Consider the following 22264-nt stretch of genomic DNA (forward strand, 5'->3'; position numbering starts at 1 on the left):
CATGCTGACGATCGGCGGGCGGCCGCTGCCCGTGGTGGGCCGCGCCCGGATGTACGTGTGCGGGATCACGCCCTACGACACGACCCATCTCGGTCACGCGCGGACGTTCGTGTGGGCCGACGTGGCGGTGCGGGTGCTGCGGCACGTGGGCGTGCCCGTCGAGGTCTGCCGCAACGTCACCGACGTGGACGACGTGCTGACCTCGGCGGCGCGCCTGGCCGGCCGCCCCTACGACAGCTTCGCCGCCGTGCAGCAGTTCTACTTCGACCGGGACATGGCCGCGTTGCGCGTGCACCCGGTGACGTACGAGCCGCGGGCGCACACCTATGTGCCGCAGGTGGTGGCGCTCGCCCGTGCCCTGCTGGAGCTGGGCCACGCGTACGAGAGGGACGGCGCGGTGTACTTCCGCGGCGCGGGCGTGCGTGAGCGGGCCGGGCTCGGTCCCGAGGAGGCGGCCCGCCTCCTGGCGGAGTTCGGCGACGACCCGGCGGACGGCGACGACCCGGCGGACGTCGCGGTCTGGCGGCCGTCGGCGAAGGGCGAGCCGGGCTGGCCGAGCGAGTGGGGCGACGGGCGGCCCGGCTGGCACGCCGAGTGCGCGGCCATGGCGCTGACGACGTACGGCCCCGCCCTCGACCTGCACGCGGGCGGCGCCGACCTGCGCTTCCCCCACCACGCCTACGAGGCCGCGATGGCCGAGGCGGTGACCGGTGTGCGGCCGTTCGCCCGCTCCTGGCTGCACGTGGGGGGGGGGCGGGGGGACGGCGCCAAGATGGCCAAGTCGGCGGGCAACCTCGTCTTCACCGCCGATCTCCTGCGGCACCATCCGGCCGGCGCCGTACGCCTGCTGCTCCTCGGCCACCCGTGGGCGGACGACTGGGACTACCGCCCCGGCGACCTGGAGAAGGCCGAGGCCCGGCTGGAGCGTCTCCACCGTGCTGCCTCCCGCACCGCGGCCGGGCGGCCCGCGGCCTCCGGCACGGGCGAGCGGGCGGTGGTGCGCGCCCTGCTGGACGACCTCGACGTCGCGACCGCCCTGGAGATCGCCGAGGAGGAGGGCGGGCAGGCCGCCCGCACCGTGATCGCGGTGCTCGCGCTCGGCTGATCCGCGCTGCCTGAGCTGCGCTGCCTGAGCTGGGCTGCCTGAGCTGGGCTGCCTGAGCTGGCTGCCTGAGCTGGGCTGCCCGAACTACGCGGTGTTCTACGCGGCCGCGGCCCGGCCGTCGTACGCGTCGTGCACGGCCACCACGTCACGCCCGGCGGCGGCCAGGATCGAGGCGGCGATGGACGCGCGGTAGCCGCTCGCGCAGTGCGTCCACACCTCGCCGTCCGGCACCTCGCCCAGCCGCGCGGGCAGCTCGTGCAGCGGGATGTGGATCGCCCCCGGGAGGTGCGACCCGCGCCACTCGATCTCACGGCGCACGTCCAGGACCACGATCGGGCGGCTGCGGCGTACGGCGGCCAGGTCGGCGAACGTCGCCGACGGCATGGACGCGGGCTTGTCGTCGCCGGCCCACTCGGCGGGTCCTCCGGTGGCGGCCGCGGCAGGGCGGTCGATGCCGATCCGCGCCAGCTCACGCTGGGCCCGCGCGATGTCCCCGGGCGTTTCGCCCAGCAACGTCACCGGCGTCCCCCAGGGAAGGAGCCAGCCCAGGTAGACGGCGAGGTTGCCGTCCAGCCCGAAGTTGAGCGTCCCCGCCAGGTGGCCGGACGCGAAAGCCGTACGGGACCGCAGGTCCACCACCCACTCGCCTGCCCGCAGGCGGCGGTGCAGCTCGGCGGCGTCCGCGTGGCGCGGCGGCGACAGGTCGGGCGCGTCGGGCCCGGCCAGGTTGAGCGGGGCCATGTGCGCGTAGTACGCCGGATAGACGTCCAGCCCGGCCAGCAGCGCCTTCACGTACTCGTCCTCGCCGCGGGTCAGGACCGGGTTGACCCGCAGTTCCCTGCCGATGGTCGACTCGGTGACGTCCGACTGAGCGGCCGAGCAGAAGCTGCCGAACCCGTGGGTGGGGAAGACGCCGGTCTCGGCCGGCAGCTCGCGTGCCAGCCGGTGCGCCGAGGCGTGCTGGGCGCGCGCCAGGGCGCCGGTGTGCTCGGGGCCGAGCAGGTCGGGCCGCCCGGTCGTGCCGTGCAGCAGCGAGCCCCCGGTGAAGACGGCGGGCGGCCGGTCCGGGCACTCCAGCACGTACGACAGGTGGGTGAAGGTGTGGCCGGGGGTGGCGACGGCACGCAGGCGCGTGCGCGGGCCGATCTCGACCACGTCGCCGTCCTCGATCGGGCACCGGTCGAACTCCACGGGGTCGGCCGCGTTGACGTGGTAGTCCGCGCCGGTGGCCGAGGCGAGGGCGGGCCCGCCGGTCACGTAGTCGTTGTGCACGTGGGTCTCGAAGACGTGGCGGATCTCGACGCCGCGCCGCTCGGCCAGGCGGAGCACCCGGTCGATGTCCCGCTGCGGGTCCACCACGAAGGCGACCTTCCCGTCGGTGACGAGGTAGCCGCGGTCGCCAAGGGAGGGGGTCTCGACGGGGATGATTTCGATCATTCAGGTCCCTCCTCTGCTCGTGAGGCACCCGTACCCAGGGAGAAGGACTTCACCTCCTCCCAGGCGTCATGAGGCGTCCTCCGGGACCTCCTCCGAGACCTCCTCCGAGACCTCCTCCGCGAGCACCCGCTGGGCGACGGCGAACGCGGCGTTGGCGGCCGGCACCCCGCAGTAGATCGCGGTCTGCAGCAGCACCTCCTTGATCTCGACCGTCGTGAGCCCGTTGCGCCGCGCGGCCCGCACGTGCATGGCCAGCTCCTCCAGGTGCCCGCCCGCCACCAGGGCGGTGAGCGTGATGCAGCTGCGGGTCCGGCGGTCGAGCCCCGGCCGGGTCCAGATCTCCCCCCAGGCGTACCGGGTGATCAGGTTCTGGAAGTCCGCGGTGAACTCGGTGGTGCGCGCCCGCGCCCGGTCCACGTGCGCGTCGCCCAGCACCTCGCGGCGCACCCGCATGCCGTCGTCGTAGCTCATGCCGTCCTCCAGCGGGTGGTCAGGTGCTCGGTGATCGCCGGGGTCGCGACGTCCGGGCGTTCGACGGTGGCCAGGTGGGCGGCCCCCGGCACGACCAGCAACTCGGTCTCCGGGATGCCCTCGGCCAGGACCTCCGCGTGCGACGGCGGGGTCGCCGGGTCGTCCGCTCCGGCGATCACCAGAGTGGGCGCGCGGACCTCGCCGAGCCGGTCGCGTACGTCGAAGACCGCCAGGGCGTCGCAGCACGCGGCGTATCCCTCGGGGTCCGCGCCGCGCAGCATGTCCAGGTAGCGCTCGGCGTCGGGGAATCCCGGAGTGAACCACCGGCCCCGCGTCGCCTCGATCAGGGGTTCGGTGCCCTCGGCGCGGACCAGCGCGGCGCGCTCGCGCCAGCTGTCCGCCGTGCCGAAGCGGGCGGAGGTGCAGCACAGGACCAGGCTCGCGATCCGATCCGGCGCACGCAGCGCCAGAGCGGTCCCGACGGCCCCGCCCAGCGACACCCCGGCGTACGCCGCGGCCTCGACGCCGTGGCGGTCGAGCAGCGCCAGCACGCCGCCGGCGAGATCGTCCACGGTCAGATCACGCGTGAATCCGGACGCGGCCCGGGATCCGCCGTGGCAGGGCAGGTCGTAGCGGAGCACCCGCCAGGTGGACGTGAGCGCGGGAAGCTGCGGCTCCCACAGGCCGAGCGTCGTGCCCAGCGAGGGCCCGAGCACGACGACCGGGGCGTCCGGCGGCCCGTCGAATCGGTGGTTCAGGATCATCGGTCTTTCCTCGTGTACCATTCCAGCGCCCGGTCGACGAGCGCGGGCGCCTGCCCGACGCCGCCGTCCTCCCCGTGCTCGGCCAGCACGGCGCGCAGGTGATCGAGATTGTGCCGCATGCGCCCGGGGAAGACCTCCAGCCCCTCGGTCAGCTCGGCGGCCGTCTCCGCCGCACCGCCTGCCAGGCGCAGGCACTCGCGCAGCGGCTGCCACTCGGCGTGCCAGCTCCCGGCGGGCCGCCCGTGCTCGGCGACCCGCGCGGCGAGCACGATCTGTGCGAGCGCGGGCGCCTGCAGCGCCGCCGACCTGATCATCGTGGCGAGCACCGGGTTGCGCTTGTGCGCCATCGCCGACGAACCGCCCCGGCCCGGCGCGGCGGGCTCGGCGACCTCGCCCACCTCGCTCTGCGCCAGCAGGATCACGTCGGTGGCGAGCTTGCCCAGCGCGCCCGTCACGGCGGCGAGCGCGCCGGCCAGGTCGGTCACCGGCGTGCGCAGCGTGTGCCAGGGCAGCACCGGCTCGGCCAGCCCGGTCTCGGCCGCGAACAGCGGCAGCAGGTCGAGCGCCCGCTCGCCGTACCCGGCCATGGTGCCGGCCGCGCCGCCGAGCTGCACCGGCAGCCGAACCGCCGCGAGGCGGTCGCGCGCGTCGCGGCAGCCGGCCAGCCACCCGGCGGCCTTCAGCCCGAACGTGGTGGGCACGGCCTGCTGCCCGAGCGTGCGCCCCGCCATCGGGGTGTCCCGGTGATCGGCGGCCAGCCGGGCCAGCGCGGCGAGCACCCGATCGAGGTCGCGCAGGATCACCTCGCGGGCCCGCGCGGCGACCAGCATCGCCGCGGTGTCGAGGATGTCCTGGCTGGTGGCGCCGTGATGCACCCAGGGCCCCGCCTCGCCGGCCGCGGCCCGCAGGTCCCTGACCAGCGGCACGACCGGGTTGCCCGCGTCCCTGGCGCGGCGGGCGAGATCGGCGGCGTCGTGACGGTCCTCACGCGCCGCCTCGGCGATCGCGGCGACGGCCCGCTCAGGGACGACGCCGAGACGGGCCTGCGCCCGCGCGAGGCACACCTCCGCCTCCAGCATCGCTCGCAGCCAGGCGTCGTCGCCGGTGACCGCCGCGACGTCCGTGCCCGCCCACACCGGGGAGAGCAACCCCACATCAGAACTCAAGAAAGACCGTCTCCCGCTCGCCCTGCAGCCGTACGTCGAACCGGTAGACGTCCTGCCCCTCCGGGCGGGCGAGCAACGTCGCGCGGCGGGCCGGGTCGAGGGAGCCGAGCAGGGGGTCGGGCGCGTCGGCGAAATAGACGCGGGTGCGCACCGGCTTGAGCAGGCCCCGCGCGAAGACCAGCAGCGCGGCGTACGGCCGGGACGGCGGCGCGAGGCGGAACCGGTAGGAGCCGTCGGGCGCGGTGCCGCACCGCCCGAAGCCGGACGCCCCGGCGCCTTTCCGGCTGAGGGCGCCCCGCTCGCCGGGCTCTCCGGTCCACAGCTCCAGCAGGGCGTCGGGCACCGGCTCACCGGCCCCGTCGAGCACCACGCCGGTGATCGTGACCGCCCCCGGATGGCCCTCGGGGACGAGCTCCCAGTCGGCCGCGTACGGCAGGGCGAACCCGAAGAACGGCCCGACGGTCTGCGAGGGAGTGGTCACGCGTCCTCCATGGGGGTCTGGCCGAGCACGATGTCCCACCGATAGCCGAGAGCCCACTCCGGCTCGGTCACGTCGAGGTCGAACGCGGCGACGAGCCGCTCACGGGCGGCCGGGTCCGGAATGGACCGGAAGATCGGGTCGTAGGCGAACAGCGGGTCGCCCGGGAAGTACATCTGCGTCACCAGGCGCTGGGTGAACGCCGTGCCGAACACCGAGAAGTGGATGTGCGCGGGCCGCCAGGCGTTGGGGTGGTTGCGCCAGGGATAGGCCCCCGGCTTGATCGTGACGAACCGGTAGCGGCCCTCGTCGTCGGTCAGGCACCGGCCCGCGCCGGTGAAGTTGGGGTCGAGCGGGGCCGGGTGCTGGTCGCGCTGGTGGGCGTACCGCCCGGCGGAGTTGGCCTGCCAGACCTCGACCAGGGTGCCGGGGATCGGCCGGCCCGCGGCGTCGAGGACGCGCCCGGTGACGATGATGCGCTCGCCGAGCGGCTCGCCCGCGTGGCCCGCGGTCAGATCGGCGTCGAGCGGATCCACCTCGCCGTGCCCGAAGACCGGGCCGGTGAGCTCGGCCGCCTCCGGGTCCTCCTTCATCTCCAGCGGCGGCCGGGACGGCGCCCGCAGGACCGTGCTGGCGTAGTCCGGGTGCAGGTAAGGAGGATGTGTCATGGCTTCTCCTCTTGGTAGGGCAGGCCCACGTAGTTCTCCGCCAGCGTCGTCGCGGCCGCCTCGGAGGATGTCACGTAGTCGAGGTAGGAGGTCTGCAGCTTCCTGGCGTAGGCGTCGTCGGACTCGAACGTGTGCAGCAGCGTCGTCATCCACCACGAGAAGTGCTGGGCCCGCCACACCCGGGGCAGGCAGGCCTGTGAATAGCCGTCCAGCGCCTCCGTCGAGCCGTCGGCGAAGAACCGCGCCAGCGCCTCGGTCAGCACCCGCACGTCGGCCACCGCGAGGTTGAGCCCCTTCGCGCCGGTCGGCGGCACGATGTGGGCCGCGTCCCCGGCCAGGAACAGCCTGCCGTACTGCATGGGCTCGGCCACGAAGCCGCGCATCGGCGTGATCCCCCGTTCGAGGATCTCCCCGGTGGCGAGGGTGAAACCGGGCACGGTCTCCAGCCGGGCCCGCAGCTCGGACCAGATCCGCTCGTCGGGCCACTCGGCGAGGTCCTCGTCGGGCGCGACCTGGAGGTAGAACCGGCTGATCTCCGGGGAGCGCATGCTGTGCAGCGCGAAGCCGCGCTCGGTCCGCGCGTAGATCAGCTCCTCCGACGACGGCTTCACCCTCGCGAGGATGCCGAGCCAGGCGAAGGGGTAGTCGCGCTGATATTCGGTCAGCACGCCCTCGGGGATCGACGGCCGGGACACCCCGTGGAAGCCGTCGCACCCGGCGATCACGTCGCAGTCCAGCCGCTCGCCCGCGCCGTCCGCCCCGGTGAAGGTGAGGTACGGCCGGTCGGTGCCGATGTCGTGCACCGCCACGTCGTCCACCTCGAAGCGGATGTCGCCCCCGGCCGCCAGGCGCGCGGCGATCAGGTCCTTGACGACCTCCTGCTGGCCGTACACGGTGATGCAGCGACCGGGCACCAGCCGCTCGAAGGCGATGCGGTGGCCCGCTCCGCCGTACCGCAGCTCGATGCCGTGGTGGGGCAGGCCCTCCCGCCGCATCCGTTCGCCCACCCCCGCCTCGATGAGGGTGTCGACCGTGCCCTGTTCGAGCACTCCCGCCCGCCCCCGCCGCTCGACGTACTCCCTGCTGCGGCGTTCGAGCACGACGGACTCGATCCCGCGCAGATGGAGCAGATGGGAGAGCAGCAGGCCGGCCGGCCCGGCTCCGATGATCCCGACCTGAGTTCGCATGGCTAAAGCATCGGGAAGCAGCCGCCGTCTCGCGTAGGCTTTGCTTCTACTGAGTGGAAGAGGGAGTCATATGGCCGGCGGCGCACGCGATCCGGGGCGTTCCGTGACGTCCCGGGTGCTGGCCATCCTCGGCGCCTTCGACGCCCACCACCCGCGGCTCACGCTGACGGAGATCGCCGAACGGACCGGCATGGCGCTGAGCACCGTCCACCGGCTCGCCGGGGAGCTGGAGGAGTGGCGCGCCCTGCGCCGCGGCGCCGACGGGCGCTACCAGATCGGCCGCCGCCTGTGGGAGCTCGGGCAGCTCGCTCCCGACCCGCTGCAGGAGGTGGCGCACCCCTGGCTGCAGGAGCTGTTCGGCGGCACCGGGGAGAACGTCCACCTCGCGGTGCGCGACGGGCTCGAAGTGCTCTACGTCGACAAGGTGTACGGCAAGCGGGCCGTGCCGATCGTGTCGCGGACCGGTACGCGTCTGCCCATGCACCCGACCGGCGTCGGCAAGGCGCTGCTCGCCTACGAACCGGGCTGGTTCGTCGGCTCCTACCTGTCGAGGCCGCTGGAGCGGCCGACCCCCCACACCATCACCGAGCCGGGCCGGCTGGCCCGCGAGCTGACCCAGGTGCGCGCCCAGGGGTACGCCACGACGCACGAGGAGATGACGCTCGGCTCCTGCTCGGCGGCCGCGCCGGTGCTGGTCGGCGACCGGCCCGTCGCGGCCGTCGGCATCGTGGTCTCCTCCAGACGGGTGCGCGAGCTGCCCCGCCTGGTCGATCCGCTGCTGGCCGTCGCGGCCGGCATCGCCGGAGACTACCGGGCCGCCCTGGCCCGCCCGTAAGATCGTCGCAAAGCGAAAAGGCGAGGGGATCGCGGGTGAGCCGGGACGAGGAAGCGCTGAAGGCCATCGACTTCTCCACGCCGAGCGTGGCGCGGATCTACGACTGGTGGCTGGGCGGCAAGGACAACTTCGCGGTCGACAGGGCCGCCGCCGAGAAGCTGCTCGAACTGGTCGGCCCCGACGGCCGCCTGGTGATCAGGCAGAACCGCGACTTCCTCGGCCGCGCCGTCCGCTTCCTCGGCGAGTCGGGCATCCGGCAGTTCCTCGACATCGGCACCGGCATCCCCACGCAGGGCAACGTCCACGAGGTCGCCCACGAGGTCGATCCCGAGGCGACCGTCGTCTACGTCGACAACGACCCCGTCGTCGCCGCGCACGGCCAGGCGCTGCTCACCGGCAGTGGCCGTACGGGCGTGGTGCAGGCCGACATGCGCGACCCGGACCGGATCGTCGAGAGCCCGATCACCAAGAAGCTGATCGATTTCAGCAAGCCGGTGGCCGTGCTGTTCGTCGCCGTGCTCCACTTCGTGGACGACGACGACGCCGAGCGGGTGGTGTCCTACTTCCGCGAGCGCATGGCCCCCGGCAGCTATCTCGTGATCTCCCACGGCACCCAGGGCCGCCTGAGCGACGACACGATCACCGAGGCCCGGGAGGTGTACGAGAAGTCGACGGCCGCGCTGCGCGACCGCACGCCCGAGCACATCGCCCGGTTCTTCACGGGATTCGAGGTGGTGGAGCCGGGGCTGGTCGACGTGGCCGACTGGCGCAACGACAGCGACCTCGTCCGGCACAGCAGGGGCGGCTACGTCCTCGGCGGTGTGGGCCGGCTGGCCTGAGCGACGGGGTTCTCGGGCACGGACCGGCGGACCTCGAACGTGACCCGCGGCGGCACCCGCAGCGTGGTGCAGACGGCGCAGTGCTCCAGCACCGAAAGGAGCGAGGCGCGCAGCCCCTCGGGCAGCCCCGGGGCGTCCACCGACAGCTCGATGCGGTCGATCCGCCCGGGGCAGACGCCGAGGCCGTACCGCGCGGTGACGCCCACCCCGGCGGGCAGCTGCCGCTGGCGCAGGTAGCGCTCGGCACAGCAGGCGACGCCGGCCGCCACGCTGCCCACGAACAGCTCGGCCGGAGTGGGGCCGGTGTCGCTCCCGCCGACGTCCGGCGGCCGGTCGGCGCGGACCACGTGGCGCCGGATCCGTACGTCGAACCGGTCGGCTCCGCGCCAGGCGACCTGGATGACGCCGTCGCGCGGCTCACTCATGACGCACCCCCGCGTCGATTCGCCTCAATCCGAGTATGTCCGTGACCGACGGCGGGTAGGCGCATACGCACCGTAAGAAGCCGGTCGCGACCTGGCAAAGAGCGCGAGTCCGGAGTGTCCGGTTTGCGAGACTCCAAGTGTGGGGGGCATGCGTGGCGCCCACGAGGGAGCGGACCATGATCCCGCAGACGCACCTGGACGGGCTGCTGGCCGAACTGCACACGAGGCTGCAGGCGGTCCTGTCGACGCGTGACCGGGCCCACGCGCTGCTGGAGGCGGTCGTCTCGGTGGGCGGCAACCTCGATCTCGAGACCGTGCTGCACCGGATCGCCGAGACCGCCGCCACGCTGGCCGACGCCCGATATGCCGCGCTCGGCGTGATCGGCGAGGACAACACCCTCGCCCGCTTCGTCCCCGCCGGGCTGAGCGAGGAGGAGATCGCCCGCATCGAGCACTGGCCCCACGGCCTGGGCCTGCTCGGCCTGCTGATCAAGGAACCCCGGCCGCTGCGGCTGGCCCGCATCCGCGACCACCCCGCGTCGTACGGCTTCCCGCCGGGACACCCGCCGATGACGGGCTTCCTCGGCGTGCCCGTACGGGTCCGGGGCCGGCTGTTCGGCAACCTCTACCTGACCGAGAAGCGCGGGGGAGGGGAGTTCGACGAGGACGACGAGGCGATCATCGTGGCCTTCGCCAGCGCCGCCGGGGTGGCGATCGAGAACGCCCGCCTGTACGAGGACACCCGCCGCAGGGAGACCTGGCTCCAGGCGTCGGCGGAGATCACCAGGAGCCTGCTGTCCGGCGCGCGGACGCCGCGGGTGCTGACCCTGATCGCCCGCCGCGCCCGGCGGATGGCCGGCGCGGACACGGCGGCGATCCTGCTGCCCGAGGACGACGGCCGGACGCTGCGGGTCGCGATCGCGGACGGCGTGCCCGGCCCGCCCCGGCCGCACCGCCTGCCCGTCGAGGGCTCGCTGGCCGGGCAGGCGTTCGCCCACGCGGAACCCCGCGTGATCACCGATCTCGGCGACATCGACCTCCTCACCGCGGGCGCGGAGACGGGAGCGGCCTGCGCCGTGCCGCTCGGCGCCCCCGGAGAGGTGCGCGGAGTGCTGTCGCTCGGCAGGCGGCCCGGCCGCGTCCCGTTCAGCCAGGCGGAGGTCTGCATGGTCCACTCCTTCGCCGGGCACGCGGCGGTCGCGCTGGAACTGGACGAGGCGCGCAGGGACGCCGAACGGCTCGTCCTGCTGGAAGACCGCGACCGCATCGCCAAGGACCTGCACGACGTCGTCATCCAGCGGCTGTTCGCGATCGCCATGACGCTCACGGGCGCCACGCGGCTGGTGGACCACCCCGAGGCGGCCGCGCGGCTGCGGACCGCGATCGACGAGCTCGACGGCACGATCCGGCAGATCCGCACCACGATCTTCGCCCTGCGCACCCCGGCCGGCGCCCCCGGGCTGCGCGCCCGGCTCGTCGAGCTGGTCGAGGGCGCCCGGGAGCCCCTCGGCTTCCTGCCGGCCCTGCGCATGGACGGGCAGCTCGACACCCGCGTGCCCGCCCCCGTCGGGGAACACCTGCTGGCCGTGGCGCGGGAGGCGATCTCCAACGTGGTGCGGCACGCCCACGCCACCCGCGCCGCCGTCACCGTCTGCCTCGACCACGACCGGCTGACCCTGCTCGTGGAGGACGACGGGGTCGGCATCCCGCCGCGGGGACGCCGCAGCGGCCTGCGCAACCTGTGCGACCGCGCCGAGAGCCTGGGCGGGTCGTGCGCCGCCGGGCCCGGCGCCGCCGGGGGAACACGCCTGTGCTGGAGCGTCCCGTTGCCGTCACCACCCTGCTCGACACGCTGAGGGAGGGCACTACGCCATGACCGAGCAGCCGATCAGTGATCCGGGCGTCGATCCGGGCGTCGATCCGGGCGTCGATCCGGTCGTCGTCGGCACCGACGGGTCCGCCGGGGCGACCCGGGCGGTGGAGTGGGCGGCCGACGACGCCGCCCTGCGGGGCCTGCCCCTGCGGGTGGTCCACGCCGTCGAGCGCCTGCCGTACGACGGCCCGCGCTATCCGATCCCCGACAGCTACGACAGGATGGCGCCCACCGGGGAGCAGATCCTCGCCCACGCCGAGTGGGTCGCCCGGGACCGGCGCCCCGGCCTCGACGTGACGACGGTGCTCGTCGAGGGGCGTCCCGGCCGCGTCCTGCGCGACCAGGCCGCCCGCGCCGCCGAAGTGGTGCTCGGCAGCCATGGCGCGGGCGGCTTCCCCGGCATGCTGCTCGGCTCGGTGGGCAACCACGTCGCCGGGCACGTGGCCGTGCCGGTCGTCGTCGTACGGCCGGCGCCCCCGGAGGCGGGGGCCGAGATCGTGGTGGGGTTCGACTGCTCGAAGGAGTCCGGGCCCGCCCTGACGTACGCCTTCGAGGAGGCGCGGCTGCGCGGTCACCGGGTGCGGATCGTCTGCGCCTGGGAGCCGCCGGTGCCGTACGGGCCCGTGATCTCGATGGACCTGGACGCCATGCGGCGGGCCGCGGAGGACTACGCGCGCGGCGAGCTGGAGCCGCTGCAGAGCGGATACGCCGACGTCAAGACCGAGCTGGACATGGTCCACGACCATCCGGTCTCCGCGCTCATCAAGGCGTCGTCGCGGGCCGTCCTGCTCGTGGTCGGCTCCCACGGCCGCAACGCCTTCACCGCGGCCGTGCTCGGCTCGGTCAGCCGCGCCGTGCTGGGCCACGCGCACTGCCCGGTCGCCGTGGTGAAGGCGCGCTGATCATCGGGGGAGCAGGCGGGCCGGCCGCACCCCGGGGACGGTCCGCTCCAGCAGGTCGGCCACGTGCTCGGGGCCCTGGCCCTCGGGACCCCGCAGGTCGATCTCGCCGTCGCGCACGACCACCTCCCAGGGCGCGTCGGAGGGGTAGCGCTCGCGCAGGGCGGCCAGGACGGCCTCGCGCAGCTCCTCGTCCGACCTGGCCAGCAGCGCCAGCAGGTCGCGGCGGCTGATCATCCCGACGACCCGCTCGTCGCGCAGCACGGGCAGGCTCTTGATCCGCTTCGCGACCATGAGGTCCGTCAGCACCCGCACGTCCGTGGTCTCCTCGACCGTGCTCACCTGGCGCGACATGACGCCCTCCACGGTGCGGGGCGCCGCGTCGCCCGGCGCGAACGCGCCGCACAGCAGGTCGATCTCGCTGACCATGCCGACCAGCTCGTCGTACTCCCCGAGCACGGGGGCGGCCGTGATGTCGTGGCCGTACAGCACCCGGATCGCCCGCCGCACGGAGTCGTCGGGGCGCAACGTGATCGCCGGGCTGCTCATGACCTCACCGGCCAGCATGGCCCACCCCCCGTCTGTCGCCGTCGTGGTCATTCCACCGCCGCCCCGGCCGTACGGGCAGGTGCCGGAGGTCCCCGGCGGTCGGGTCTTTGGGCCCGTGCGGCGCCCCCGCCCACGTGGTCGGATGGAGATGGCGCAGGGAGGAACGATGACCGTAGAAGGCATGACCGCCGCCGACGTGATGAGCAGGGTGCTCGTGACCGTGAAGCCGGACGAGTCCCCGCTCATGGCCTGGGAACTCATGCGCCGCGGGTCGATGCACCATCTGCCCGTCGTGGACTCCGGCTCCCGCATCCTCGGCGTGCTCACGCGGGAGGACATCGCGGCGCACTGGTCCGGCGGTCCCGCGGAGCAGTCGAGCAGCCAGGTGCGCCAGTTGCTGAGCGGGCGCAGATGCCCGCACGTGTCGCCCGACACGCCGCTCTCCTCGGTGGCGGCCGTGATGCTGGAGTCGGGCGTGGACGTCGTCCCGGTCATCGGAGCCTGCGGCACCCTGCAGGGCCTCGTCACCGTGACCGACCTGCTCGTGGCGGTGGCCGGCAGACGGGGGGCCGCGCCCCCGCACGAGGAGGTGTCGGCCGGGATGTTCCGCCTGGAGCCGGTGCTGCCGCCCAAACCCTCCCGTACGGCGGAGGACCAGCGGCAGGGGCCGTGACCCCCGGTCGTGGGTTCCCCAGGATCACGTGCAGAATAAGGTCATGTTCCGCACGGTGGTGATCATCAAGTGAGTGCCCGTATCGACCATGCCGTCACGTCGGGCACCTTCAGCCTGGACGGCCAGACCTTCGACGTCGACAACAACGTCTGGGTGCTCGGCGACGACGCCGAGTGCGTGGTGTTCGACGCGCCCCACGACGTCAAGGCGATCACCGACGTGATCGCGGGCCGGCGCGTCCTGGCCATCCTCGCCACCCACGCCCACGACGACCATGTGCGGGTCGCGCCGGACCTGTCGGAGGCCACCGGGGCGCCCGTCCTGCTGCACCCGGCCGACCTGCCGGTCTGGCGGCTCACCCACCCCCACCGCGAGCCCGACGGCGAGCTGTCCGACGGGCAGGTCATCGAGGTCGCCGGCACCCGCCTCGAAGTGCTCCACACTCCCGGGCACTCGCCCGGCGCCTGCTGCTTCTACGCGCCCGAGCTGGGCGTCGTCTTCACCGGCGACACCCTGTTCCAGGGTGGTCCCGGCGCGACCGGCCGCTCGTTCTCCGACTTCGGCGTGATCATCGACTCGATCCGCGACCGCCTGCTGACCCTGCCGCCCGAGACCGTCGTCCACACCGGCCACGGCGACAGCACGACGATCGGCGCCGAGCTGCCGCACCTCGACGAGTGGATCCGCCGGGGCCACTGACCCCAGGCATCGCGCGGGTCTTGACGATCACGCGCCTCGCGGCCGACACTCACGAGACCGATTCACTCCGCCCCCGTGGTTCACGGGGGTGGCGTGGGTCTCGAAGTTAGCGCTAACGAGGCCGAGGGGCGCGAGCCGCCGGCCGGGAGAGACGATGCACAGCACCCCCCGACGACGCCTCCCACGCCTCCCTCGCCTCGCTCTCGCGGCCGCCGCCGCGCTGTCCCTGGTCGCGGGCCCGATCGTCACCCCGGCGCACGCGGCCGGCCCCTACTTCGCCGGTGAGGTGGACGACCACGACCACGCGCTGCCGGCGGCCGAGGTGCTCCAGGCCTCCGGCAGCACGGCGGCCGTCAGCGCGGTCACGCTGCCCGAGCTCAAGGTCCCGGCGATCGTGGACGGCGGGAACGACAGGATCGTCCTGCCGGTGAAGGAGGGCACCGACCTCACCCGGCTCGCGCCCGAGCTCACCCTGGTCCCGGGAGCGAGCGTCAAACCCGCCTCCGGCACCGCACGCGACCTGTCCGAGCCGGTCACCTACACCGTCACCGGCGGCGACGGCGCGCGGCGGACGTGGACGGTCGAGGCGCGGGTGATGAAGAGCCCGGTGCTCCCCGGCCTGTACGCCGACCCGAACATCACCGTGTTCGGCGACACGTTCTACATGTATCCGACGACCGACGGCTTCGCCGGATGGAGCGGCACGCAGTTCCACGCGTTCTCGTCCAAGGACCTGGTCCACTGGACCGACCACGGCGTCGTCCTCGACCTCGGACCCGATGTGACCTGGGCCGACAACAGCGCCTGGGCCCCGACGATCGCCGAGCGGAACGGCAAGTACTACTTCTACTTCAGCGGCGGCATGGCCACCGGCAACACCGCCAAACACCTCGGCGTCGCCGTGTCCGACTCGCCGGCGGGGCCGTTCAAAGACGCCCTGGGCAGGCCGCTGGTGGCGGCCGGGACCTACAGCGGCCAGATGATCGACTCCGACGTGTTCGTCGACGACGACGGCCAGGCGTACCTCTACTGGGGCAACGGCAACTCCTACCAGGTGCCGCTGAACGACGACATGGTGTCGTTCGACCCCGCCAAGGTGAGGACGTACAAGCCGAGCGGCTACAACGAGGGCTCGTTCGTCTTCAAACGCGGCGGGATCTACTACTTCATGTGGTCGGAGAACGACACGCGCGACGAGAACTACCAGGTCGCGTACGCCACCGGCGCCTCGCCGCTCGGCCCGTGGACCGAACAGGGCGTGATCCTGCGGAAGGACCTGTCCCTCGGGATCAAGGGCACCGGCCACCACTCGGTCGTACGGGTGCCCGGCACCGACGACTGGTACATCGCCTATCACCGCTTCGCCATCCCCGGCGGCGACGGCACCCACCGGGAGACCACGATCGACCGGATGGAGTTCGACGCGAACGGCCTGATCGAGAAGGTCGTGCCGACGCTGGAGAGCGTCGACCCGGTGTCGGTCGCGAACGCCGGGCCGGACGCCGAGGGCCGCGAGGGGTCCCCGATCCGGCTGGCCGGATCGGCCACCGGCGCGGCCAAGTGGAGCTACACGCCCGGCGAGGACGCCGGCTCCGGCGCGACCTGCTCCTTCTCGGACTCCGGCGCCGCCGAGACCGCCGTCACCTGCGACGACGACGGGACCTACACGGTCACGCTGACCTCCGGCCGCAGCCGCGACACCGCGAAGGTGACCGTCGCCAACGCCGCCCCCGAGGCCGGGGACGTCGTGACGCCTGCCAAGCCGGTCGAGGCCGGCACGCGCGTGACCCTCACGGTCCCGGTCACCGACCGGGGGGCGAACGACGTGCTCACCTGCACGGTGGACTGGAAGGACGGGACCACCGCGTCCGGCACGGTCGGCGACGGGACCTGCACGGCGCGGCACACCTACAAGAGGCCGGGCGTGAACGAGCCCGTCGTCACCGTCGCCGACGACGACGGCGCGACCACCACCGCGACCGGCCGTCCGGTGGTCGTGTACGACCGTGGCTCCGGCTTCGTCACCGGCGGCGGCTGGATCGACTCGCCCGCGGGCGCCTACCGCGCCAACCCCGCGCTGACCGGCCGGGCCACCTTCGGGATCGTGGCCAAGTACGTGAAGCACACGGCGGTGCCGATCGGGGCGACGACGTTCTCGTTCCAGGCCGGGCCCCTGGACTTCCGGTCCACGGCGTACGACTGGCTCGTGGTGTCGGGCGGGGAGATCCGCTATCGCGGCATCGGGACGGTCGGCGGCGCGGGGCGCTACGGCTTCGAGGTCGTCGCCCGCGACGGCGACACCCGGGACGGGGACGGCGTCGACCGCTTCGCCGTCCGGATCTGGGACGAGCGGACCGGCGACGTGATCTACCAGAACGGAGCCGGTGACGCGGCCAACGGCAGCGTCGTCGTCCACGCGAAGTAACGTCCTATGGCGCGACCCGGACGCCGGTGACGGCGAAGCGCTCGACCTCCGCCACGTGGCCGCCGGTGCTTGCGACGAGGGTGAGCGTGCTGCCCGGGGCCGCCTGGAAGGTCACGGTGGCGGACCAGAGGGCGTCCTCCCCTCCGGCCGAGGCACAGCAGCTCTCGCCGAGGGGGCGGGCGCTGCCGGTCGAGCGCACCTGCACCCGGATGCTCTCGTCCACTCCGGTGATCGTGCCGCCCACCTTGACGGGGGATGAAACGAGGGCGCCGTACCGGGGAGTGGTGAGGGAGAAGGTGGTGTCGTCGGTGCCCACCACCTCCCACGGCGCGTCCGGCCCGGTGCCGAACCTGACGAGGTGGACGACGGCGGCGATGCCCGGCCGCCCGCCGCCCTCGCCGCGGACGCCGACGGAGACGCGCGCGTCCGCACCGGTCACCGTACGCTCGACCACCTGGTCGACACCGGTGAACCCGAGGAACCCCTGGGTGAAGGACAGCGCGGTCCGCTCGGCGTCCAGGTGCCAGGGCTGGTGGCCGCCCGAGCGGTAGCTCTCCTGCCAGTCCCGCGCCTGTTTCTCCTCGGCGAAGGGCCACAACGGCTGGTAACGGCCCGCCACGAGGGAGCCCGCGGATGGGGTCGGGGTGGCGGCCGGGCCGCTCTGCAGGGCGGTCGCCGTGCCGGTCGCCGTGCCGGTCGCCGTGCCGGTCGCCGTGCCGGTCCCTGGGCTGGTTCCCGGGCCGGTTCCGGGGGTGGTTCCGCACGCGCCCGCCGGCAGGCCGAGCGCGGCCAGCACGGCGAGCGCCCCCCCGGCCCGGCCCGCCCGGCCGCCTGTCACGCCGCGAGTCACGATGCGCGCTCCCGCCACCAGAGGTTTCGTTGACGAGAGCATGCCCAGCCCGATGCCGGGCATTCGCGGTGTGCCCGTCGCGCTGGGGGCGATGTCCGGGCGGGCCGTACGCGGAGGACGCCTACGGTTTCCATGTGAATGTGAAACTCCGCCTTGCGCCTGTAACCCCCGCCAACGTCGAGACGGCTATTGCTGTGAAGGTTCGCCCCGAGCAGGAGCGCTTCGTCTCGCCTGTGGCGAAGTCACTGGCCGAGGCCTACGTGCATCGGGAAGTGGCGTGGCCGCGCCTCATCCTCGACGGCGACCGTCCGGTGGGCTTCCTCATGCCTTTCCTGGACATCGACTGGGACGGCAAGGGGATCGACTTCCGATCCGGCTTGTGGCGGCTCAACGTGGCGGCCGGCGAACAGGGGCGCGGAGTCGGGCGCTTCGCCGTCGAATCCGTGGCCGCCGAAATCAGGCGTCGTGGCGGCACGCAGATGTACGTCACGTGGGAGCCGGGAGAGGGTGGGCCGGAGGGCTTCTACCGGAAGCTTGGGTTCCAGCTCACAGGTGAGGATAGCGGGGGACAGACGGTCGGGGTTCTGGATCTGACGACCTGCTCGCAGGGCCACGGCTACAAGACCGCGCGTGGCGGCACCTGCCCCGGGGCCGGGGACGGTATTCCCTGGGGTGGGTCGTCATGACGCCGCCCGGTGACTGTTAGCGATAACAGCATGCGTCTCAATAGCCGAGTTTTCCGGACCGAAATCTTGACCGAACACCATGCGAACGCTAACAATCGCCCCGCGAGCCCCTGTCCGGTGAAGGAGATCCCGCGTGCTCCAGGCACAACTGACCATCGACCCCGCCCATCGGGTGGCCCCCGTACGGCGCCGCACGTTCGGCACGTTCGTCGAGCACCTCGGCCGCTGTGTCTACACCGGCATCTACGAGCCGGGCCACCCCACGGCGGACGAGAACGGGTTCCGCGGCGACGTGCTCGCGCTCACCCGCGAGCTGGGCGTGACCACCGTGCGCTATCCCGGCGGCAACTTCGTCTCCGGCTACCGCTGGGAGGACGGCATCGGCCCGCGCGAGCGGCGCCCCCGGCGGCTCGATCTCGCCTGGCACAGCACCGAGACCAACGAGATCGGGATCGACGAGTTCATGCGGTGGTCCCGCCTGGCGGGGCTGGAGCCGATGATGGCGGTCAACCTCGGCACCCGTGGCGTGCAGGAGGCCGTCGACCTGCTCGAATACTGCAACATCCCGTCCGGCACCACGCTGTCGGACCTGCGCATCGCCAACGGCACCAAGGACCCCCACGACATCCGCATGTGGTGCCTGGGCAACGAGATGGACGGCCCCTGGCAGATCGGGCACAAGACCGCCCACGAGTACGGCAGGATCGCCGCCGAGACCGCCCGGGCCATGCGCATGGTCGACCCCAGTCTGGAACTGGTGGCCTGCGGCAGCTCCGGCTCCTCCATGCCGACCTTCGGCACCTGGGAGGCGACCGTCCTGGAGGAGACCTACGATCTGGTCGACCACATCTCCTGTCACGCCTACTACGAGGAGAAGGACGGCGACCTCGCCGGCTTCCTGGCCTGCGCGAGCGACATGGAGCACTTCATCTCCACGGTCGTCTCCACCGCCGACCAGGTGGGGGCCAGGCTCGGCTCCAGCAAGAAGATCTCCGTCTCCTTCGACGAGTGGAACGTCTGGTACCTGAGCCGCGTCAAGGCGGCCGAGCCCGGGCAGGACTGGCCGGTCGCGCCGCCGCTCCTGGAGGACCACTACCACCTCGCCGACGCCGTGGCCTTCGGCAGCCTGCTCATCACACTGCTGCGGCACAGCGACCGGGTCGCGGCGGCCTGCCTGGCCCAGCTCGTCAACGTGATCGCGCCCATCATGACCGAGCCCGGCGGCCGGGCCTGGCGGCAGACCACCTTCCACCCGTTCGCGCAGGCGGCGCGGCTCGCCAAGGGCGACGTCGTACGCGTCGAGCCCGTCTGCCCGACGTACGAGACGGCCGAGTTCGGCGCGGTGCCCGTGCTCCACGCGGTCGCCACCCGGGACGAGACGGAGACGACGCTGTTCGTGGTGAACAGGTCGACGGACGAGCCGGTGGAGCTGGAGCTCGACGCGAGGGCGCTGGTCTCGGGCACCGGCGCCGTGCGGATCGCCGAGGCGACGACGCTCACCCACGAGGACGTCTACGCCCGCAACACCGCCGACGACCCCGATCGGGTGGCGCCCCGCCCCAACACGAACCACCAGAGCGATCCGCTCCGGATCGTGCTGCCGCCGGTCTCCTGGAACGTGATCAGGCTGACGAGGTCCTGAACTCCTCCCGCGCGCGGCGCGCGGGCGGAAGTCCCTCGGCTTGAGGACTTTCGTCTGCTGCGCCGCGGGCAGCGGAGACGGTGCGATGGTGCCCGGGAGGATCAACCCCCGCGCGCGTCCGCGTACCGCTTGAAGCACAGGAGGAGACGTACATGGCCGGACAGATCGTCGTCGCCGTCGACGGATCGAGCCCAGCGACGGCGGCACTGGAGTGGGCGGCGGACGACGCGCGGCGCCGGGGGGCCACCTTGAAGATCGTCCACGTGCGCGAGCCGTGGGCGCACGAATACCCGTTCCACGCCGTCGAGGGCTTCGCCCAGTCCTACAGCGAGTTCTGCGAAGGCGTGCTCGCGGCGGCCGCCGCCCGCGCCCGGGAGCTCGCCCCCGGCCTTGAGGTGACCACGGAGCTCGCCGAGGGCACGGTGGTCGAGACCCTGCGCGCCGCATCGGCCGGCGCCGACGCCCTCGTGGTCGGCAGCCGGGGGATGGGCGGCTTCTCCGGCCTGATCCTCGGCTCCGTCGGCCTCGGCCTCGCCGGTCACGCGGAGGTCCCCGTCGTCGTGGTACGCAAACCGCACCGGGAGGAATACCACGAGGTCGTCGTCGGCTTCGACGGATCCCCGCACTCGGAGGCGGCCCTGGAGTTCGCCTTCGAGGAGGCCCGGGCGCGGCGCGGGCGGGTGCACGCGGTGTACGCCTGGGAGATGCCGGCGTTCTCCCCCTTCGCCGTCGGCTATGGAACGGCGCTGCAGGAGATCTACGACAACGAGTGCCGGGCGGCGCGGCTGCGGCTCGCACCGTGGCGCGACAAGCACCCGGACGTCCCGCTGGTCGAGTCGGCGGTCTGCGGCCACCCGGCCCCGGCGCTGGCCGACGCCTCGCTGGTCGCCGACCTCGTGGTCGTCGGCTCCCGCGGGCTGGGCGGGGTGCGCGGCGCGCTCATCGGCTCGGTCAGCCATGCCGTACTGCACCGCGCGCACTGCCCCGTCGCGGTCGTACGGCCCCGCGACGGCGAGGGCCGGCAATGAAACGCATTCGGTGCGCGGGGATCCGCAGGGCGGCAGCAGGATCCGCTGCCGCCCCTGGCACTCCCTTCCGTCCTGCCCGGCTCGGTCACACGGCGATGATCGTCCACTGGTTGTTGGGGCTGCTGTTCGGCGTCCACATGCCGACGGCGGAGCCGGTGGCGGTGTAGCCCATGCCGTCGAGGGCGGTGCCGGTGCCGCGGTTGACGATCTGATAGCGGCCGTTGCCGAGATCGTTCAGGCGCCACTGCTGGTTGTTGCCGCCGTTCCAGGGGGCCTGCCTGGCGTTGGCGCCGTTGGCGGAGTTGCCCCAGCTGTCGGCCACCATGCCGTTGGTGCGGTTGACGATCCGATACCAGCCGCCGCCCAGGTCGACGAGCTGCCACTGGAGGTTGGTGCTGCCGTCCCAGTTCCACTGCTTGAGGTTCGACCCCGAGGCCACGTTGCCGCCGCTGTCGAGCACCAGGCCGGTGGCGGCGTTGGCGATCCGCACATAACCGGTGGGGGTGCTGCCGCCGCCGGACCCGGTCAGACGGTAGGTGCGGCCGGCCTGGCCGGGTAGCGCGATGACGTCGGCCTCGGGTTTGGTGACGGAGACGGCGGCGCCGGTCTCGGCGTCGACCACCTGGTAGGTGCCGGTGAAGCTCCGGTTGCGCACGTTGACCGTGCCGGTGCGGTCGAATTTCACGAGGATCTCGGTGGTCCCGTTGGAACTCCAGGTAGCGCTCACGGTGTAGCCGCCGCGGCCCCGCAGGCCCTGCACCTTCCCGTTCGGCCACGCCGAGGGCAGCGCGGGCAGCACGTGCAGCTCGCCGGTGTGGCTCTGCAGCAGCATCTCCGCGATGCCAGAGGTGGCGCCGAAGTTGCCGTCGATCTGGAACGGCGGATGCAGGTCGAACATATTCGGCGCGAGCCGGTCGGTCCTCACCAGGAGCCCGATCAGGTTGCGTGCCCGGTCGCCCTCCTCCATCCGCGCCCAGTAGTTGATCTTCCAGGCCAGCGACCAGCCGGTGCCGTCGTCGCCGCGCAGTTCGAGGGTCCGCCGCGCGGCGTTGTAGAGCGTGGGGGTGCCGCGCTTGGTGATCTGGTTGCTGGGGTGCAGGCCGTACAGGTGGGAGATGTGCCGGTGGTTCTGCTCGGTTTCTACCCAGTCGTACAGCCACTCCTGGATGTTGCCGCGCGAGCCGACCTTCATCGGAGGAAGCCGGTCCCTGGCGGCGAGGACCTGCGCCCGGAAGCTCGCGTCCGTGCCGAGGACCTCGCCGGCCTTGGCACAGCCGTTGAACAGGTCGCGCAGGATCTGGTTGTCCATCGTCGGGCCGGCGCACACGCTGACACCCGAGTGGTGGGCCAGCTCCGGGGAGTTCGAGGGGTTCGTGACCAGATAACCCAGGCTCGGCTCCTGCACGAGCGTGTCGAGGAAGAACTGCGCCGCGCCCTTCATCGCCGGGTAGTTCTGCCGGAGGAAGTCGACGTCGCCGGTGAACAGGTAGTGGTCCCAGATCATGGTGGCCAGCCACGCGCCGCCGGTCTGCCACATGCCCCAGAACGCGCCGTCGACGACCGAG

At 73.0% G+C, this 22264-nt stretch carries 22 protein-coding genes; 11 read left to right on the forward strand and 11 right to left on the reverse strand.

Annotated features, from left to right (window positions below):
- The first annotated feature begins 1 nt into the window (after nucleotide 1).
- Nucleotides 2-1105 (forward strand): cysteine--tRNA ligase, encoded by a 1104-nt coding sequence (locus FLV34_RS27000; protein WP_147944406.1) that lies wholly within the window; start codon nucleotides 2-4, stop codon nucleotides 1103-1105.
- A 96-nt stretch (nucleotides 1106-1201) separates the two neighbouring features.
- Here FLV34_RS27000 and FLV34_RS27005 read toward each other — a convergent pair whose 3' ends face one another.
- The 7 genes from FLV34_RS27005 to pobA all read right to left on the reverse strand — a co-directional run bounded on the left by FLV34_RS27005 (nucleotide 1202) and on the right by pobA (nucleotide 7276).
- On the reverse strand, nucleotides 1202-2542 hold the full coding sequence (locus FLV34_RS27005; RefSeq protein WP_142648467.1) for a rhodanese-like domain-containing protein: 1341 nt from the start codon (nucleotides 2540-2542) through the stop codon (nucleotides 1202-1204).
- A gap of 66 nt (nucleotides 2543-2608) precedes the next feature.
- Nucleotides 2609-3013 carry a 4-carboxymuconolactone decarboxylase gene (gene pcaC / locus FLV34_RS27010; protein ID WP_147944407.1) on the reverse strand — a complete coding sequence of 135 codons (405 nt, stop codon included), beginning with the start codon at nucleotides 3011-3013 and terminating at the stop codon, nucleotides 2609-2611.
- Complete coding sequence (gene pcaD / locus FLV34_RS27015) at nucleotides 3010-3777, reverse strand: 3-oxoadipate enol-lactonase (protein ID WP_142648469.1); 768 nt, start codon at nucleotides 3775-3777, stop codon at nucleotides 3010-3012. Before pcaD ends, pcaC begins: the two co-directional genes overlap by 4 nt.
- Nucleotides 3774-4943, reverse strand: a complete 1170-nt coding sequence (gene pcaB, locus FLV34_RS27020; RefSeq protein WP_222709636.1) for a 3-carboxy-cis,cis-muconate cycloisomerase — start codon at nucleotides 4941-4943, stop codon at nucleotides 3774-3776. The genes pcaD and pcaB overlap by 4 nt, the downstream gene beginning before the upstream one ends.
- Nucleotides 4933-5424: a protocatechuate 3,4-dioxygenase subunit alpha gene (locus tag FLV34_RS27025; RefSeq protein ID WP_142648470.1), complete on the reverse strand. Its 492-nt coding sequence runs from the start codon at nucleotides 5422-5424 to the stop codon at nucleotides 4933-4935. Before FLV34_RS27025 ends, pcaB begins: the two co-directional genes overlap by 11 nt.
- Complete coding sequence (pcaH, locus tag FLV34_RS27030) at nucleotides 5421-6089, reverse strand: protocatechuate 3,4-dioxygenase subunit beta (protein ID WP_142648471.1); 669 nt, start codon at nucleotides 6087-6089, stop codon at nucleotides 5421-5423. Before pcaH ends, FLV34_RS27025 begins: the two co-directional genes overlap by 4 nt.
- Complete coding sequence (pobA, locus tag FLV34_RS27035) at nucleotides 6086-7276, reverse strand: 4-hydroxybenzoate 3-monooxygenase (RefSeq protein WP_147944408.1); 1191 nt, start codon at nucleotides 7274-7276, stop codon at nucleotides 6086-6088. Before pobA ends, pcaH begins: the two co-directional genes overlap by 4 nt.
- 70 nt (nucleotides 7277-7346) lie before the next feature.
- Between pobA and FLV34_RS27040 the strand changes: the two genes are divergently transcribed.
- Both FLV34_RS27040 and FLV34_RS27045 read left to right on the forward strand, forming a co-directional pair.
- Nucleotides 7347-8111, forward strand: a complete 765-nt coding sequence (locus tag FLV34_RS27040) for an IclR family transcriptional regulator (RefSeq protein ID WP_147944409.1) — start codon at nucleotides 7347-7349, stop codon at nucleotides 8109-8111.
- Nucleotides 8112-8146: 35 nt separating this feature from the next.
- Nucleotides 8147-8950: an SAM-dependent methyltransferase gene (locus FLV34_RS27045; RefSeq protein WP_260617314.1), complete on the forward strand. Its 804-nt coding sequence runs from the start codon at nucleotides 8147-8149 to the stop codon at nucleotides 8948-8950.
- Here FLV34_RS27045 and FLV34_RS27050 read toward each other — a convergent pair.
- Nucleotides 8917-9375 (reverse strand): OsmC family protein, encoded by a 459-nt coding sequence (locus tag FLV34_RS27050; RefSeq protein WP_142648474.1) that lies wholly within the window; start codon nucleotides 9373-9375, stop codon nucleotides 8917-8919. The two genes, FLV34_RS27045 and FLV34_RS27050, sit on opposite strands and share 34 nt — an antisense overlap.
- Before the next feature lie 176 nt (nucleotides 9376-9551).
- On the opposite strand from FLV34_RS27050, the gene FLV34_RS27055 reads away from it, so the two are divergent.
- Nucleotides 9552-11231 carry a GAF domain-containing protein gene (locus tag FLV34_RS27055; RefSeq protein ID WP_147944410.1) on the forward strand — a complete coding sequence of 560 codons (1680 nt, stop codon included), beginning with the start codon at nucleotides 9552-9554 and terminating at the stop codon, nucleotides 11229-11231.
- 16 nt (nucleotides 11232-11247) lie between these two features.
- Nucleotides 11248-12150 carry a universal stress protein gene (locus FLV34_RS27060; protein ID WP_147944411.1) on the forward strand — a complete coding sequence of 301 codons (903 nt, stop codon included), beginning with the start codon at nucleotides 11248-11250 and terminating at the stop codon, nucleotides 12148-12150.
- Here the strand turns inward: FLV34_RS27060 and FLV34_RS27065 are convergent, their stop codons facing one another.
- Nucleotides 12151-12747 carry a CBS domain-containing protein gene (locus tag FLV34_RS27065; protein WP_187280747.1) on the reverse strand — a complete coding sequence of 199 codons (597 nt, stop codon included), beginning with the start codon at nucleotides 12745-12747 and terminating at the stop codon, nucleotides 12151-12153.
- A gap of 115 nt (nucleotides 12748-12862) precedes the next feature.
- Between FLV34_RS27065 and FLV34_RS27070 the strand changes: the two genes are divergently transcribed.
- From FLV34_RS27070 to FLV34_RS27080, 3 genes are all read left to right on the forward strand, one after another.
- Complete coding sequence (locus FLV34_RS27070) at nucleotides 12863-13369, forward strand: HPP family protein (RefSeq protein WP_142648478.1); 507 nt, start codon at nucleotides 12863-12865, stop codon at nucleotides 13367-13369.
- A 69-nt stretch (nucleotides 13370-13438) separates the two neighbouring features.
- Nucleotides 13439-14068 (forward strand): MBL fold metallo-hydrolase, encoded by a 630-nt coding sequence (locus tag FLV34_RS27075; protein WP_142648479.1) that lies wholly within the window; start codon nucleotides 13439-13441, stop codon nucleotides 14066-14068.
- 154 nt (nucleotides 14069-14222) lie between these two features.
- Nucleotides 14223-16493: a family 43 glycosylhydrolase gene (locus FLV34_RS27080; RefSeq protein ID WP_142648480.1), complete on the forward strand. Its 2271-nt coding sequence runs from the start codon at nucleotides 14223-14225 to the stop codon at nucleotides 16491-16493.
- Between the two features lie 4 nt (nucleotides 16494-16497).
- Here FLV34_RS27080 and FLV34_RS27085 read toward each other — a convergent pair whose 3' ends face one another.
- Entirely contained in the window at nucleotides 16498-17343 is an 846-nt protein-coding gene (locus FLV34_RS27085; RefSeq protein WP_222709637.1) for a Gmad2 immunoglobulin-like domain-containing protein, read from the reverse strand.
- 134 nt (nucleotides 17344-17477) lie between these two features.
- On the opposite strand from FLV34_RS27085, the gene FLV34_RS27090 reads away from it, so the two are divergent.
- From FLV34_RS27090 to FLV34_RS27100, 3 genes are all read left to right on the forward strand, one after another.
- Complete coding sequence (locus FLV34_RS27090; RefSeq protein WP_142648481.1) at nucleotides 17478-18029, forward strand: GNAT family N-acetyltransferase; 552 nt, start codon at nucleotides 17478-17480, stop codon at nucleotides 18027-18029.
- A gap of 133 nt (nucleotides 18030-18162) precedes the next feature.
- Nucleotides 18163-19671, forward strand: a complete 1509-nt coding sequence (locus FLV34_RS27095; protein WP_142648482.1) for an alpha-N-arabinofuranosidase — start codon at nucleotides 18163-18165, stop codon at nucleotides 19669-19671.
- Nucleotides 19672-19823: 152 nt separating this feature from the next.
- Complete coding sequence (locus FLV34_RS27100) at nucleotides 19824-20699, forward strand: universal stress protein (protein WP_142648483.1); 876 nt, start codon at nucleotides 19824-19826, stop codon at nucleotides 20697-20699.
- An 85-nt stretch (nucleotides 20700-20784) separates the two neighbouring features.
- On the opposite strand, the gene FLV34_RS27105 is transcribed toward FLV34_RS27100, so the two are convergent.
- Nucleotides 20785-22264 (reverse strand): RICIN domain-containing protein (locus FLV34_RS27105; protein ID WP_147944413.1); only part of this gene is annotated, 1480 nt, incomplete at its 5' end.

Source organism: Microbispora sp. CSR-4, from assembly GCF_008033685.1.
Classification (GTDB): domain Bacteria; phylum Actinomycetota; class Actinomycetes; order Streptosporangiales; family Streptosporangiaceae; genus Microbispora.

What these genes read in the sequence shown, in the direction of transcription:
- FLV34_RS27050 (WP_142648474.1), bottom strand. Translation starts at nt 9,375, where the DNA reads ATGAGTGAGCCGCGCGACGGCGTCATCCAGGTCGCCTGGCGCGGAGCC.
- pcaD (WP_142648469.1), bottom strand. Translation starts at nt 3,777, where the DNA reads ATGATCCTGAACCACCGATTCGACGGGCCGCCGGACGCCCCGGTCGTC.
- FLV34_RS27070 (WP_142648478.1), top strand. Translation starts at nt 12,863, where the DNA reads ATGACCGTAGAAGGCATGACCGCCGCCGACGTGATGAGCAGGGTGCTC.
- FLV34_RS27040 (WP_147944409.1), top strand. Translation starts at nt 7,347, where the DNA reads ATGGCCGGCGGCGCACGCGATCCGGGGCGTTCCGTGACGTCCCGGGTG.
- pcaC (WP_147944407.1), bottom strand. Translation starts at nt 3,013, where the DNA reads ATGAGCTACGACGACGGCATGCGGGTGCGCCGCGAGGTGCTGGGCGAC.
- pobA (WP_147944408.1), bottom strand. Translation starts at nt 7,276, where the DNA reads ATGCGAACTCAGGTCGGGATCATCGGAGCCGGGCCGGCCGGCCTGCTG.
- pcaH (WP_142648471.1), bottom strand. Translation starts at nt 6,089, where the DNA reads ATGACACATCCTCCTTACCTGCACCCGGACTACGCCAGCACGGTCCTG.
- FLV34_RS27000 (WP_147944406.1), top strand. Translation starts at nt 2, where the DNA reads ATGCTGACGATCGGCGGGCGGCCGCTGCCCGTGGTGGGCCGCGCCCGG.
- FLV34_RS27080 (WP_142648480.1), top strand. Translation starts at nt 14,223, where the DNA reads ATGCACAGCACCCCCCGACGACGCCTCCCACGCCTCCCTCGCCTCGCT.
- FLV34_RS27060 (WP_147944411.1), top strand. Translation starts at nt 11,248, where the DNA reads ATGACCGAGCAGCCGATCAGTGATCCGGGCGTCGATCCGGGCGTCGAT.
- FLV34_RS27005 (WP_142648467.1), bottom strand. Translation starts at nt 2,542, where the DNA reads ATGATCGAAATCATCCCCGTCGAGACCCCCTCCCTTGGCGACCGCGGC.
- FLV34_RS27065 (WP_187280747.1), bottom strand. Translation starts at nt 12,747, where the DNA reads ATGACCACGACGGCGACAGACGGGGGGTGGGCCATGCTGGCCGGTGAG.
- FLV34_RS27100 (WP_142648483.1), top strand. Translation starts at nt 19,824, where the DNA reads ATGGCCGGACAGATCGTCGTCGCCGTCGACGGATCGAGCCCAGCGACG.
- FLV34_RS27055 (WP_147944410.1), top strand. Translation starts at nt 9,552, where the DNA reads ATGATCCCGCAGACGCACCTGGACGGGCTGCTGGCCGAACTGCACACG.